The organism is Ruegeria sp. BC5 (genome assembly GCF_056539205.1).
This window is the reverse complement of sequence record NZ_JBQFUN010000001.1, coordinates 1215960-1229233: the sequence shown is the minus strand read 5'-3', so window position 1 is coordinate 1229233 and position 13274 is coordinate 1215960. Positions and strand designations below refer to the sequence as shown.

The following is a 13274-nucleotide window of genomic DNA, read 5'->3' as shown; positions in this document are numbered from 1 at the left end:
ACCCGGCTTAGATGCGATCAAGCCTAATCGAACACACGGCTCAGAGTGTTTGCAATATGGCGCTTGATCGGTGGTAGCTCTCCGACAACTGGCATGAGTTGTCCTTTGAACGTGGCTTCAGCCAACTCTTGCGGCAGGTCCTCAAGAACGTGACCGCCGGTGCAGGCAAAATAGGGCAGGCAAATAGCTTGCTCCGACAAACCTGACGCGGCCTCGGAGATGGAAGGGGGTTCTTCGACAAAACCCACACGAATAGACCTGAATACCAGATGTTTTTCTAACGTGCCGGCAAATGCAAGGGCAACGGAAGATGGGTTGCGACTGCGACCTGAGCCATGAGCGGCCACAACCAGATCCGTTTCCTGCGCCGTCCACTGGTTTTCCACCAACCTGTCGCGCAGCGCCCCGGCCACAAGTTCTGGTAGGTCAGGGTCGACACCAAGCGGGTCCAGAATGCGTAGATTTCGCCCGGCAAGGCGTTTGGGTAGGGCGCTGGTGACAAACCACCCTTTTGCCATGAACAGCGGGTAAATCACTGCGTCATCTGTCAGCTTTGAAACACGCTCTTCGAATATACCCGGTGCCGCCAGCGTTGCCGACCGCACAGTCACCTTTGCGCACAGTACGTCGACCTCGGCGGCATACTCGGCTAAGACCTGTTCGGCCGGGGTCGGGTCCGACGGTTGGCCATGGGCGACGATAAGGGCGTGGTGCATTCGAATTGTCCTGTTAGCTTTACCGATAGGTGCGTCCCGCCGCGCCAGAGTCAATCCAAACTAAGGTGCCATCAACCTAAAAGTGTCAGCCAGAACCAGACCGTCAGAATCGAGGTCGCCGTTCCAATCAAAACGGATGAGGCTGCCACCCGTTTTGCGTGTCCGTACATGTTGGCAAATATATAAGCGTTGAAGCCGGGCGCCATCGCCGCTGTGAGAACGCCCGAGCGGAACAAATCCTGAGGCAGACCAGCAGAGGTCCCAAACAGCCAAACCAGGGCGGGGTGCAGGATTAATGAAATGCAGCAGACATAGGCAATCGCGCGCAGATCGCCCTCGGGCTTGTATTTGACCAGAACTCCGCCCAGCGCAAACAGGGCGCCGGGCAGGGCGGCACGAGTAATAAGGCCAAGCGCTTCGTCCAAAACTGAAGGTACGCCAATTCCTGAAAGGTTAACGATAAATCCCAGCGCGATACCGAGGATCAGCGCATTGCGGAACATTGCCGACATCACCGACCGGATCATGCGCCTGCCGCCATTCCCCCGGTTTCGGACAACTTCCATCACCGTGATGCCGATGGCATAGCAAAATGGCGCATGGAAGGCGATGATGGCGTAGTTCCCGTCCAAATTCTCGGACCCAAAGGCGCGTTCCGTGATCGGAAGGCCCAGCAAAACCGAGTTCGAGAACAAACAGCAAAAGCCGATGGCGACGCAATCTTCCCACTCGCGGTGAAAGATCAGGCGGGCGCCGAAAAAACCGGCGGTGAAACACAGGGTTGCCGCGGCATAAAAGCTGCCAAGTAGCCGGGGATCGAAACTTGCACTTAGATCCAGATGTGCGATGGCCAGAAACAGCAGGCAGGGAATCGCGAAGCCCTGGGTGAATTTCATCAACCCTTCGACATGGGCTTCTTTGAAATACCCCAGGCGGGTCGCGGCGTATCCGGCACCGATCACAAGAAATACCGGCAGGATAACTTCGATCAGAGTTTGCAGCATCCAGCCGCCCCAGAGTGTTTCGCGGGCTGCAACGGCAGTGCCCTATAAATCCTGATGGATCACCATACCGTCATAGGCAGGGGTGATGTGATCGGCGGTTTCGGCGTCAACCGTGACATAGTCGAGGTCGATATGCATGTTGGTCAGAACCGCTCGTTTGGGTTTCAGCTGCTCAATCCATTCCAACGTTTTATCCAGATGGGCGTGTGTGGGATGAGGGCTACGGCGCAGGGCGTCAATGACCAGACAGTCCAGCCCTTCCATCATAGGCCATGCGTCGTCATAAAGTTCGGCGACGTCCGGCAGATACACCAGCTTACCCATCCGAAAACCCAAAGAATCGATCGAGCCATGATTGACCTTGAAGGGGTGAAACGGGATCGAACCGCCGGGGCCGTCGATTTCGAACGGGCCGTCGATGGACTTCAAGTCAAGGATCGGCGGATAGGGAGAGCCTTCGGGTTGGATGAAGGCATACCCAAACCGCCCCAGCAGGGCGTTCTGCGTATCACCGTCGGCCCAGACCGATACTCTCTCGCGCATGTTATAGACGATCATGCGCAGGTCATCGATGCCGTGGACGTGATCGGCATGGGAATGAGTATAAACCACGCCATCCAAACGCCCTGTTCCAGTACTCAGCAATTGGCTGCGCATGTCGGGGGTGGTGTCGATCAGCACCGTGGTCGTGCCATCTGGCCCGTCACGTTCAACCAGCATCGAACAGCGGCGGCGAATATTCTTGGGGTTCTGCGGATCGCAATCCCCCCAATGCCCGCCCAGTCGCGGTACGCCGCCGGACGAGCCGCAGCCAAGGATGGTGCAGCGCAGCTGGGTCATGCAGCCGCCTTGTAGGTTGCGGCCTTGGTGAACAGACGGTCGAAATTGGCCTGCGTCTGGGCCGCGAAATCGGCATAGTCCAACCCGAACACTTCGGCCCCTTTATGGGCGGTGTGGGCGGTATAGGCCGGTTCGTTACGTTTACCGCGATAAGGCGGTGGGGCCAGATAGGGGGCGTCAGTTTCCACCAGAACGCGGTCGACGGGCGCGGCAGCGAAGATATCGCGCAATTCCTGGCTTTTGGGGAAGGCGGCGATGCCGGACATGGACAGGTAGAAACCCAGATCCAGCGCGGCGCGGGCCAGTTCCGCCGAGGATGAGAAACAATGCATTACGCAGGAATAGGGCGCATTGCGGTGTTCCTCAGCCAGAATGCGCGCCATGTCATCATCAGCTGCGCGGGCGTGGATAATCAGCGGCAGACCGGTGTGCTGGGCGGCCTCGATATGAACGCGCAGCGATTGCTTTTGTACCGAGGCTGAGTCAGCGGTGTAGTGGTAATCCAGACCGGTTTCGCCGATGCCGACAAATTTCGGGTGCCGGGACAGCGCGATCAGTTCGTCGACCGTGGCCATCGGCTCATCCGCGGCGCTCATGGGATGGGTGCCTGCGGCATAGAAGATCGGCGCGTGTGCCTCGGCAATGGCACGAATGGTGGGTTCGTTGCGCAAGCGGGTGCAGATCGTGACCATGCGGGTCACGCCTGCTTCGGCGGCATTGGCGATGATCTGGTCCAGCTGCCCCTCAAAATCGGGGAAGTCCAGATGGCAATGGCTGTCGGTGATCTGGGGGGTGTCGCTCATCTGCTCTGACCGGCGGTTTCCTGTATCTTGAACACCGTATCTAGGACCAGAGCGGCAGGGTCAAGGTTCACCGCCTGACCATGGCGCGCGCGGGCCGTGATTGTCGCCGCAACCTCGGCCCATTGACGGGCCTGATGCGGAGATGGGGACAAACGTGACAGCGTTTCCGCCTCATTCGGCGCAGCCGCGGGTAGTGGCGGCGCACCGGTTGCGCCGGTCAGCGCCAGGCGCGACAGGACGACGTCGATCAGGGTCAGCAGCAGTTCGAACCGCTCTGCCGCACCGCGTTGGGCAGCGGCTTCGGCCAGGGCCAGCGCGCGCTGGCGATCCATGCGCGGCAGAGTGCCGAGAATGGCGATCAGTTCAGCATAGATCTCTAACCCACCCAGATTGATCAACCGCACCGCATCGCCGACCGACCCGGCGGCCAGCGCCGCCAAATGGTCGTTCTGCGCGGGCAGGTCCGCACCCGTTTGCACGAGGGCGGCTTGCATATCCTCAGGTCCAAGTGGAGAAAGGCGCAGGGTTCGACAACGGGATCGGATCGTTGGCAACAGGCGTGACGGCTGGTGCGAAACCAACAGTAATGTCGTGCGCGCAGGTGGCTCTTCGAGCATTTTCAGCAGGGCGTTAGCCGCGCTGACATTCATCTCATCCGCTGAATCGACGATTACGACACGCCGCCCGCCATCGGCCGAGGACAGTCCGAAGAATTTCCCCAGCTTGCGAATATCATCAACGACGATTTCGTTCCGCAACCGCCCCTGATCATTCACGGATCGGGTGATGGCGGCCAGCCCCGGCTCGGCCCCGGCCAGAATGCGGTGCGCGACCGGATGTTCGGGATCAATCGCAAGGGTTTCAGGTGGCGGAGGGGCACCGAACAGCCCATCCTCTTCTACCGGCGGCGTTGCCAGTAAAAACCGTGCAATCCGCCAGGCCAGGGTTGCCTTGCCCACCCCGCGCGGGCCAGTCAAAAGCCAGCCGTGGTGCAGCCGGTCCGAGGTGTAGGCGCTCAGAAATGCCTGTTCAGCCGCGGCTTGCCCAAACAGTTGCTGGGTTTCGCGCGGGTGCGGGGCACCGGGGGCCTGATCCGGGGTTGGGGTATCGTTGCTCATCTATCGTCAGTCACAAAGCTTGCAGAACGATATCTGTCACATCCTGTGCAACGCTGTCCATGTCGCGATTGCCGTCAATCACGCGAAAGCGGTCCGGAAACTCATCGGCCAGCGCCAGAAATCCGGCGCGCATCTTTTGCTGCAGATCGATGCCGAAATCTTCGAACCTTTCTTCTGTGCCCTGTCGCCCCTTGGCGCGGGCCAGACCGGTTTGTGGGTCCATGTCGATCAGCAGTGTCAGATCGGGTTCGCGCCCAATCACCAAGCTGTGCAATTGATCAACCACCCCGCGCAAATCGCCGCGCGACAGGCCCTGATACATGCGAGTGCTATCGGCAAATCGGTCACAGATAACCACTTTGCCAGCGGCAAGAGCGGGCTCGATTGTGCGTTCCAAATGATCCCGCCGCGCGGCAGTGAACAACAACAATTCCGTTTCGGCCGACCAGCGGTCGGGGTCGCCTTCCAAAACCAGGCGGCGGATCTCTTCGGCCCCGACCGAGCCACCGGGTTCGCGCGTCAGAACGACCTCATGACCAAGATCGCGCAAACGCTCGGCCAGCATGCGTGCCTGCGATGATTTGCCTGATCCATCAATGCCTTCGAAGGTCAGAAACAACCCGGGCTTTGTCACAATGCGTCCAGTGGATTGCCGATCACATCGGTCAGAAAGATACCGCCCACGGTCATCATGCGCACCACGAAGCCTCCGGCCGGAACGCTTTCAGACGCCACCAATGGGCGGCGGATTTCCGGCAATCCTTCGGGTTTGATAACCAGCTCAGCCAGTTGTTGGCCCTTTTCAATTGGCGCGTTGACCGGCCCGTCATAGACAACCTCGGCCTCGATATTCTTATCACCCAGAACTGGGAACAGCAGCGACAGGTCCTCTTCCGGGACCAGACCCACGGTCTTTTGCGCGCCCATCCAGATCTTGGCCTCGGCTATCGGCGTGTCCGCGTTGGCAACTGTCCTCTCGACAAAATTTCGAAACGACCAGTTAACCACGGCCTCAGCCTCCTCTGCTCGTTTGCCGGTGCTGTCGAGACCTGAGAGTACAAAAATCACCCGACGGTCACCCTGTTTGGCCGACCCGACAAGGCCATACCCGGCCTCTTGCGTGTGGCCGGTCTTCAGACCGTCGGCACCGATCCCCAGCTTGAGCAGCGGGTTGCGGTTGCGTTTGTTCGACGGCGCGCGGCCATCGAATTCAAACTCTTCCTCGGCGAACAGGGGGTAGTATTCCGGGAAATCCGAAATCAGATGATTTGCCAACACAGCCAGGTCATGGGTGGACATCATATGACCGGCAGCGGGCCAGCCGTTCGAGTTGGCAAAGTTGGAATTGTTCATGCCCATTTGCTGCGCACGTTGCGTCATGTATCGGGCAAACCCAGCCTCGGTTCCGTCAGGGCTGAGCGCCTCGGCGATCACCACGCAAGCGTCGTTGCCCGACAGCACGATAATGCCGCGCAACAGGTCCTCGACCCGGACGCGGTCCTGCGTGTTCAGGAACATGGTTGAGCCGCCATAGCTCATGGCGTGTTCCGAAACCGGCAGTGTTTCATCCAATGTCAGGCGGCCATCGCGCAGTGCCTCGAACGCCACGTAAAGCGTCATAAGCTTGGACATAGAGGCAGGCGGTAAGGGCAGATCGGCCTCTTTGGACAGTAGAACCGTACCTGTGGTCTGATCTACCACATATGCCGCGCGGGCTGTTGTATCAAAGGCTTGGGCGGGCAGGGCAAACACAGCCAGCCCAAGGGTCAAAACGGATGATCGCAGTGAGGACAGCACGAGGGGCCTCCTTTGTTTCAATTCTTGACAGAGAACGCGTCGGAAAACCCAAGGTCTCTGACGTCGCTTTGCAATGCGTTGCGTTCCGAGCGGGTTTTTGCCGGGCCAACCAGCACGCGCCAGACCGTTTTGTCGTCGGTCTTCAGCTCGCGAACGTTGGCCGTCATCCCGTTCCGCTCAATTTTTTGCGCCGCGCTCTTGGCATTGGCTTCGACATTGAAGGTTCCAACCTGAACAAACGGCTTGGTCAGAGATCGTGGTGCTGGATCCTGAGCCGCCGGAGCAGGCGCGCTTACCGGGGTGGGGTCGGCCGCTTCAATCGCGGCTGCAGCACCTGCAACGGGGTCAAGCGGCGTTTCAGTGATCTCGTTAGGATCTTTCTTTTGCCACCACTTCCGTTTGGCCGGTTTGTCCTCGGGAGGGGTGACTTCGGGGTCAGACAGAGAGGGGGCCGCGGTGGGCTGAGTTGCGGTTTCTACCACTTCTCCCACCGCATCAGCGGTTGCCTCAGCTGCGGTGTCGCTTGTTGCCGCCGCGGTAGCTCCGGCTGCGCCTGCTGCGGCAACCGGTTCCTTCTTTTGCCACCACTTCCGTTTGGCTGGCTTTTCCTCGGGCGAGGTGACTTCGGGGTCAGATTGAGTAGGTGACGCTGTTGCCTGAGCTGCGGTTTCAACCACGTCTTCCGCGGCATCGGCGGTTGCTTCAGCTGCGGCGTCGCCTGTTGCCGCTGCAGCGGCTCCGGCTGCACCTGCTGCGGCAACCGTTTCCTTCTTTTGCCACCATTTCCGCTTTGTGGGCTTTTCGGCATCTGCCGTAGCCGTTTCTATGGCTGCGTCTTTTGATTTTGCTTCATCGGTGACCGATTTATTCTCGGTTGTCGCGGTTTCTTCGGGCTTGGGTTCTTCTTTTTCTACGGGTTTGCGCCGCAGGGCAGTAACCTGAACCTTGGTCGGCGCACCCGCAAGGATACCCAACTTGCCAGCGGCCGCAGAGGACAGTTGTAAAGCCGGGCCGGGCAGGTTTCTTTCCCGCCGGAACAAGGCGCCATTCACAGATTTGTTGTTTTTCGGATTCTTGATGACAACGCGTTCGGGTTGGGTCACATCCGGGTGGGCAACCCAGATACCGCCCAAGGACGGACGCCCATCCCACAGCGCGGCCTCGGTCACATTGAAGGCCTCTGGCGCTTCGACCGTTGCGCCTGATTTGTCTGAATGACCGGGAAACAGTTCGACGGTACCGCTGGTCTGGGTGCCGTCACTTGGTGCATCCGACAATGCTTCCTCGGTCGACAGTGTCTCGTCACACCCCGCCAGAATTGCCAATGTCACGGCCAGCACCGCCCACGATCGCGGTTTTACGCGTGTCTCAGTCGCTCGCTTCATTTTGTCATCCCTTGCCTGAAGGGGTCTCGTTTCCTGAACCCCGCCGCCAATTGCCGGTTCTGTCTTGCCGGTCTGTTACGGTCTTTCCTGCAAAGCATAACGTGGGTGAGGTGTCATGGAAAGACCACTGCACATCCTTAGGCGAGAATTCCCTATTTGCTCTTGCCACCGATTTCAGTTGGCCTTAGACCCAGCCCCACGCGGGGAGGTGGCAGAGTGGTCGAATGCGGCGGTCTTGAAAACCGTTGGGCGTGAGAGCGTCCCCAGGGTTCGAATCCCTGTCTCCCCGCCACTTATCAACGATTTACAGGTCGGCCACACCACTTCCAGCTAGTCACCATTTGCGTTTCATTTGCCTTACAGCAGTGAATCACGGACCGCAGCGGCTGCTTTGCGGTCATCATCATCGTCAACAGTGATGTATCCTTGCGTTGATCTGATGTCGGCATGACCGGCCCGCGCACGGATAGTCAGGCCATCAACACCAGCCTTGTGCAACTGGGTCAACGCATAGTGCCGTGTACCGTGGAAGGGCGAAACGTCCTGCGATACCCCAGCAGCGTCACGGATCGACCCTGCAATTTTGGTCACGTTTTCTAATACCAGAATCTCACCCGTAGGGTTGCAGAAAACGAATCCGTTGTCGGCCCGGTCTTGTCAGAAGAACTTTGCGTGAGCGGGGTAGGGGTGTTGCGTAGCTTTTGCCCATCACCAGACCCGCCTCTTTCAAATACTTCAAAACCAATCCCGAGATTATCCGCTTGGCGGTGATGCTGTACATCCGTTTCCCGCTCTCGCTTAGGAATGTCGAAGATCTGTTGCACGAGCGAGGCATCGACGTGAGGCACGAAACTGTCCGGTATTGGTGGAACAGGTTTGGCCCAATGTTTGCTGCTGAGATCAGACGGAAGCGTGTTCAGCAACTGCGCGCGTTCTCCAAATGGAAGTGGCACGTGGACGAGGTTTTCGTGAAGGTGAATGGCAAGAGACACTACCTCTGGCGGCCGTCGATCACGAAGGCGAGGTACTCGAAGCCGTTGTCACCAAACGCCGAAACAAGCAGACAGCACTGAAATTCCTCAAGAAATTGATGAAGCGATACGGTAAAGCGGAAAACGTCGTCACGGATCGCTTCGCCTCATACAGAACCGCGCACAGAGAGCTGGGCGCGCTCAAAAAACAACAGACGGGCAGGTGGCTCAACAACCGCGTTGAGAATTCCCACCTTCCTTTCCGACGACGCGAACGCGCCATGCAACGGTTCAGGCGCATGCGAAGTCTACAGAAATTCGTCTCGGTCCACTCCTCTGTCTACATCCACTTCAACCAAGAAGGATCGCTCGCAAGCCGAGATACCTTCAAGCTGACCCGCGCCGCCGCTCTTAGCGAGTGGCGTCAACTTTGTTCCGGATAGGTTTGCGGTTTCCGCGGCAAACTGAGACTGGTTAGAATTCGTCTGACAGCACCCCTTGCAGACTCTTGAAGTCAAATGGCTTACTATGGGGCAATCGTGCATTAGGGCTTAAAATTTATGCGCAATAGGAACCTTCAATATGAATAGGAGATTGTCTACGATCTTGGCCGCTGATGTTGTCGGTTATTCCACTCGAATGCGTGAAGATGAAGTCGACACGATAAATCGTGTTACCCTGTTAAACGAGTTAATCGGAACTGTTGCGTCCACGCACAATGGGCGGGTCTTCAACCGCGCGGGTGATGGCTTTCTTTTGGAGTTTTCTAGCCCGGTGGCGGCTGTTCGCTGTGCTTACAACTTACAACTTCAACTCGCTGCACCAGTAACCAAGCGAGAGATTGGACTAGAAATCAGGGTTGGGGTCCATCTTGCCGATGTCGTAGTAGATGGCGACGATTTGCTTGGCGATGGGGTAAATGTAGCGAGTCGTATTGAGTCTGAAGCCGAGCCGGGTACGGTCCTCGTAAGCAATGCTGTGTTCGATCACGCCAAGCGGTCGGCCCAGCTAAAATTTGAGAACAAGGGCACCCGAAAGCTTAAAAATATTTCCGAACCAATTACGGTCTACGCTGTTGCAGGCGAGCTTGGCACGCACAGTTGCGGAACCGCCCTTATCGAGGACAGTAGCCTTCCCTACGTGGCGGAACTTCAAAAGTCCACCAACTCAATTGTTGTGCTTCCCTTCAAGAACATGAGCAATGATCCCGAGCAGGAGTATTTTTCCGATGGCCTGACGGAAGACATCATTACAGAGTTGTCCCGGTTCCCTGACATTCTCACGATCTCCAGGAATACTAGTTTTGGGTTAAAAGGGGTTGCGGCGGACGCTCGTGAACTTGGACAGAAACTCGGCGTGCGTTTCTGTCTTGAGGGCGGGGTTCGCAAGCTGGGAAATCGCATACGGATCAACGCGTATCTGACGGATGCAGTGTCAGGCGAACAGCTTTGGGCAGAGCGGGCGGATTGCAATCTGGAGGATCTGTTCGATTTCCAAGATGACCTTGTTGCCAAAATCGTCGCTAGTGTGGCTGGCCAGATCGAACGGCAAATGGAAGCCACGGCACAGCGCAAACGTCCGGGTGACCTGGAAGCCTATGAATGTTTAATCCGCGGTTTGTACTATCACCGGATTGGTGGAGTCACAAAGGAGAATGCACAGGAAGCAGTTCATTGGTTTGACGAAGCGCTGAAACGAGATCCAGGATATGGTCGAGTTCATGCGTGGAGGGCGTGCGCTGTCGCTACAGTAGCAGAATGGACCGGTGAAGATGTATGGGATGAGTTGGTCGAAGCAGGGAACCTAGCTGTCGAGCTGGATGAAACGGACGCTGAAAGCCATCGAATTGCCGGTTCCTTGGCGCTCTATGTTCGTGACTTTGAACGGGCTAAGTTCCACTTCAATCGCGCTCTGGAGTTAAACCCCAATCACGCGTTCATTGTCGGACGAACCGGTGAACTCCATAACTTTCTCGGAGATGGAAAGACTGCTCTTGAGTACCAAAAGCGTGCAAAGATGCTTGATCCCTTTTTGCCCGAATATTGCCGTGAACTAGAGGCAATTGCCTACTATGTCATGCGTGATTTTGAGGCTTGTTTTAACACCGTGGATGAATTTGCGAGGCTCACTCGGCGGGCGGCAGCTTATCGGACTGCGGCCGCAACTCACTTGAATAATGACTGCAAGCTTGAACGAGCAGTTCGCGATTTGTTGCTTCACGATCCGGACTTTAGACCTTCTACATTCATTCAAACTGAATACTTCAAAGATCGCGAGATATCTAAAAGATTGAAAGCCGAATTGAGGAGCGCTATGGCGACAACCTCACTTCGCCTCGCTGGATGAGTACACAATTTGCTAACTTAAAAAATGAGGATTAATGCTTCTTCTTTGTGTAAGAAAAGGTCTTGGATCGCCGGAGTCTAACGACCACTTTGTCCGCAAAGCAGTCGTACGAGCAACTAGCAGCGAATGGCCGCTTCGAGCCCATAGTGACTGCTGCTGCGCGATCAACCGACGGCGGCTACGCGGTCAAAACTGACATTCCGGTCTACTGTATGTGGTCGTCATTTTCCTGCAAAAGATTACCTGAGCGGACCTACCTACCGTTCGCCGGGTATCAGAAAGCCGAAACAGAACTCACATTTTTTTGGCATGTGATCTGTTCACAAAACAGAAGAAACGACTCCCAACGTTTATCGGGAGCCGCATTTGCTGAATAGGAGGGTCTTTGGAAAATCAGGCGTGTCCACCACCGATCAAGCCGATACCTGAAGTCAGACCGAACCAAGCTTTAACCCGCAGACCGACTGCCTTGATGATACCCATAGCCTGGATCCCGTGGGCAACAAGTGTTCCTTCCATGTCACCTTCAAATTTGGTGGTGTAGGATTGGACGATGCAACCACTACCTGGCACCAAAAGTTCGCGGTGTTCTGGGTGCACCAGATCGAGATGCACAACGATCTGACCCCGTTTTGCCTTTTCACTCGGCTCAATCAGGCGACCGCTAGGCGCGAGCTGACCCGAAGAAATCTGCTCCTGAATACGTACGATCCTTGCAGGAAGAACGGTGTTGCGCATCGAGATGTTGAAGTTGCTTTCGCATGCCACCTCTGCGGCCATACCTTCGTACAGTTCGGTGCGAGAAACCTGTGAGAAGCCGGCTACGACGCGTCCTTTCTCTACATCTTTTCGGTCGGGTACAATCAGCATGGCGGGGCTCATTGCGGCTTGCGCTGCGCGTGAACCAACATTCAGGGTAACTTGTTCAACTACACCATCGACAGAGCTGCGCGTCAGGGTCTTTGAGAGTTCCACCTGAGCCTGCTGTAACGATGCACGCGCCGATGCAAGTTGGGCGGGCAGAACAGCCGTCGCCTGAACTTGCGCTACACCAAGTTGCGTTTCAGCAGCCTCAACCTCAGCTTCCCGAGTGCTCAAAGTTGCTTGAGCGCGCTCCAGCTGGCTCACTTGAAATGCCGCAGAGCCCTTTGCTTGAAGTGCCTCGTGATCCATCAGCACCAGCTCAGCCTGTTCTCTAGCGGTAACTGCGGCATCCACCACGGCCTGCGCGGTCTGGACCTGCAACTCAGCGGCCAGTTTCGCGCTTTCAATCTCTTCAACTTTGCGCATCGCAAAATCTACAGCGGCTTGTTCCGACGCATTCTCGACTGCAAACAGCGGATCGCCCGGTTCGACACGATCGCCGCCCTTTACATAGATGTCCGTAACGGTTCCGCCGTTCTCGGCGACGACCGGAACAGTTCTGAATGGCACGAGGCCGGTGTAGGACTTGGGATAGTAGTAGAATACAGCAAAGAACACGATCAGGGCGAGAACGAACCACATGAAGAGCGCTCGGTGAACATTGTAGAGGGTGACCGGTAGCCCGCGCCATTTCAGGTAAATCACGCGCAGGACAAACGGAAAAGAGGTTACTAGAAGCTCAATCATTTTGCCAACTCCTCTTTCGATGGACGCCACCACAACATGAAGTCGCGAGCGATTGCGGTCAGGATTAAGGCACCCGGCAGTAGACTGCTGAAGTGGCTCAGGGCAGGCATCAGCTCATACGCCAAGGCGACAGTGAGCATTGTCGGAATAGTTGTGCGCAGCGGAGTGCCGATTGACTTGTGTTCGGTGTAACGTTCAAAGCGCGCGTACAGATGTACGACCAGCAGGATCGCAAGGGCGAGAACGACCAAGCCTACCCATGCATAGGTGTCGGTTTGGTTGGGCGCGACCCACCATCTGGGATCGCCGCCAGCGGCAAAGGCCGGAGTTGAGATGACGCCAACTAAGGGCGCCATCAGGAACGCGGGTGGTTTCATGTTTCAGTCCTTTTGTTACGCAGCCACGCTGCGCATGTAGATTTTCAGTGTTTGGAGAACGTCAATTCTCGGTTGGTTGTTGTGCGGGTTCTGTGGGCTGTTCCTGCGGGGCGTAGGGTGGATCCCAACGACGTCCGTTCGGTGTTTTCTCGCCAAGTGGCGAACTGCGCAGACCGTGGATGTTCCCCCCGGACCACTCTTGCTTGGCGGAGTTTTGGATTGCCTTCAGTACGCGGTAGTACCTTGCGAAGTAGATCATGGTCGTTTCCTTTCTGATGACCCGGACCTAACCGTCGTCGCGCCTGC

Annotated in this window: 12 protein-coding genes, 1 tRNA gene and 1 pseudogene; 3 read left to right on the top strand and 11 right to left on the bottom strand. The window is 56.9% G+C overall.

Going from position 1 to position 13274, the window contains the following annotated elements; all coding sequences use genetic code 11:
* Positions 1 to 23: 23 nt before the first annotated feature.
* The 8 genes from ACR0LY_RS06155 to ACR0LY_RS06120 all read right to left on the bottom strand — a co-directional run bounded on the left by ACR0LY_RS06155 (position 24) and on the right by ACR0LY_RS06120 (position 7663).
* Positions 24 to 716 carry a CbiX/SirB N-terminal domain-containing protein gene (locus tag ACR0LY_RS06155; RefSeq protein WP_170348185.1) on the bottom strand — a complete coding sequence of 231 codons (693 nt, stop codon included), beginning with the start codon at positions 714 to 716 and terminating at the stop codon, positions 24 to 26.
* Positions 717 to 787: 71 nt separating this feature from the next.
* On the bottom strand, positions 788 to 1720 hold the full coding sequence (locus ACR0LY_RS06150) for an AEC family transporter (RefSeq protein ID WP_170348186.1): 933 nt from the start codon (positions 1718 to 1720) through the stop codon (positions 788 to 790).
* A gap of 42 nt (positions 1721 to 1762) precedes the next feature.
* On the bottom strand, positions 1763 to 2560 hold the full coding sequence (locus ACR0LY_RS06145) for an MBL fold metallo-hydrolase (protein ID WP_170348187.1): 798 nt from the start codon (positions 2558 to 2560) through the stop codon (positions 1763 to 1765).
* Positions 2557 to 3363, bottom strand: a complete 807-nt coding sequence (locus tag ACR0LY_RS06140) for a TatD family hydrolase (protein WP_170348188.1) — start codon at positions 3361 to 3363, stop codon at positions 2557 to 2559. The genes ACR0LY_RS06145 and ACR0LY_RS06140 overlap by 4 nt, the downstream gene beginning before the upstream one ends.
* On the bottom strand, positions 3360 to 4481 hold the full coding sequence (locus ACR0LY_RS06135; RefSeq protein WP_170348189.1) for a DNA polymerase III subunit delta': 1122 nt from the start codon (positions 4479 to 4481) through the stop codon (positions 3360 to 3362). The genes ACR0LY_RS06140 and ACR0LY_RS06135 overlap by 4 nt, the downstream gene beginning before the upstream one ends.
* 10 nt (positions 4482 to 4491) lie before the next feature.
* On the bottom strand, positions 4492 to 5115 hold the full coding sequence (gene tmk / locus ACR0LY_RS06130) for a dTMP kinase (protein WP_170348190.1): 624 nt from the start codon (positions 5113 to 5115) through the stop codon (positions 4492 to 4494).
* Entirely contained in the window at positions 5112 to 6278 is a 1167-nt protein-coding gene (locus tag ACR0LY_RS06125; protein ID WP_170348191.1) for a D-alanyl-D-alanine carboxypeptidase family protein, read from the bottom strand. Before ACR0LY_RS06125 ends, tmk begins: the two co-directional genes overlap by 4 nt.
* Before the next feature lie 17 nt (positions 6279 to 6295).
* The gene (locus ACR0LY_RS06120) at positions 6296 to 7663 is read right to left on the bottom strand and encodes an SPOR domain-containing protein (RefSeq protein ID WP_480567081.1); all 1368 of its coding nucleotides are present in this window, start codon (positions 7661 to 7663) and stop codon (positions 6296 to 6298) included.
* Between the two features lie 202 nt (positions 7664 to 7865).
* On the opposite strand from ACR0LY_RS06120, the gene ACR0LY_RS06115 reads away from it, so the two are divergent.
* Positions 7866 to 7955 (top strand) — tRNA-Ser (locus ACR0LY_RS06115).
* A gap of 65 nt (positions 7956 to 8020) precedes the next feature.
* Here ACR0LY_RS06115 and ACR0LY_RS06110 read toward each other — a convergent pair.
* The gene (locus ACR0LY_RS06110; protein ID WP_368039709.1) at positions 8021 to 8254 is read right to left on the bottom strand and encodes a tyrosine-type recombinase/integrase; all 234 of its coding nucleotides are present in this window, start codon (positions 8252 to 8254) and stop codon (positions 8021 to 8023) included.
* Positions 8255 to 8364: 110 nt separating this feature from the next.
* On the opposite strand from ACR0LY_RS06110, the pseudogene ACR0LY_RS06105 reads away from it, so the two are divergent.
* A pseudogene (locus tag ACR0LY_RS06105) lies at positions 8365 to 9077 on the top strand (IS6 family transposase).
* Between the two features lie 139 nt (positions 9078 to 9216).
* Positions 9217 to 10980: an adenylate/guanylate cyclase domain-containing protein gene (locus ACR0LY_RS06100; protein WP_480640640.1), complete on the top strand. Its 1764-nt coding sequence runs from the start codon at positions 9217 to 9219 to the stop codon at positions 10978 to 10980.
* A gap of 393 nt (positions 10981 to 11373) precedes the next feature.
* Here the strand turns inward: ACR0LY_RS06100 and ACR0LY_RS06095 are convergent, their stop codons facing one another.
* Together ACR0LY_RS06095 and ACR0LY_RS06090 are read right to left on the bottom strand one after the other, a co-directional pair.
* The gene (locus ACR0LY_RS06095) at positions 11374 to 12591 is read right to left on the bottom strand and encodes an HlyD family secretion protein (protein WP_170349366.1); all 1218 of its coding nucleotides are present in this window, start codon (positions 12589 to 12591) and stop codon (positions 11374 to 11376) included.
* Positions 12588 to 12968, bottom strand: coding sequence for a hypothetical protein (locus ACR0LY_RS06090; RefSeq protein WP_170347760.1), 381 nt, complete (start codon positions 12966 to 12968; stop codon positions 12588 to 12590). The genes ACR0LY_RS06095 and ACR0LY_RS06090 overlap by 4 nt, the downstream gene beginning before the upstream one ends.
* Positions 12969 to 13274: the final 306 nt, after the last annotated feature.

What these genes read in the sequence shown, in the direction of transcription:
- ACR0LY_RS06095 (WP_170349366.1), bottom strand. Translation starts at nt 12,591, where the DNA reads ATGATTGAGCTTCTAGTAACCTCTTTTCCGTTTGTCCTGCGCGTGATT.
- ACR0LY_RS06135 (WP_170348189.1), bottom strand. Translation starts at nt 4,481, where the DNA reads ATGAGCAACGATACCCCAACCCCGGATCAGGCCCCCGGTGCCCCGCAC.
- ACR0LY_RS06155 (WP_170348185.1), bottom strand. Translation starts at nt 716, where the DNA reads ATGCACCACGCCCTTATCGTCGCCCATGGCCAACCGTCGGACCCGACC.
- ACR0LY_RS06090 (WP_170347760.1), bottom strand. Translation starts at nt 12,968, where the DNA reads ATGAAACCACCCGCGTTCCTGATGGCGCCCTTAGTTGGCGTCATCTCA.
- ACR0LY_RS06145 (WP_170348187.1), bottom strand. Translation starts at nt 2,560, where the DNA reads ATGACCCAGCTGCGCTGCACCATCCTTGGCTGCGGCTCGTCCGGCGGC.
- ACR0LY_RS06140 (WP_170348188.1), bottom strand. Translation starts at nt 3,363, where the DNA reads ATGAGCGACACCCCCCAGATCACCGACAGCCATTGCCATCTGGACTTC.
- ACR0LY_RS06120 (WP_480567081.1), bottom strand. Translation starts at nt 7,663, where the DNA reads ATGAAGCGAGCGACTGAGACACGCGTAAAACCGCGATCGTGGGCGGTG.
- ACR0LY_RS06150 (WP_170348186.1), bottom strand. Translation starts at nt 1,720, where the DNA reads ATGCTGCAAACTCTGATCGAAGTTATCCTGCCGGTATTTCTTGTGATC.
- ACR0LY_RS06100 (WP_480640640.1), top strand. Translation starts at nt 9,217, where the DNA reads ATGAATAGGAGATTGTCTACGATCTTGGCCGCTGATGTTGTCGGTTAT.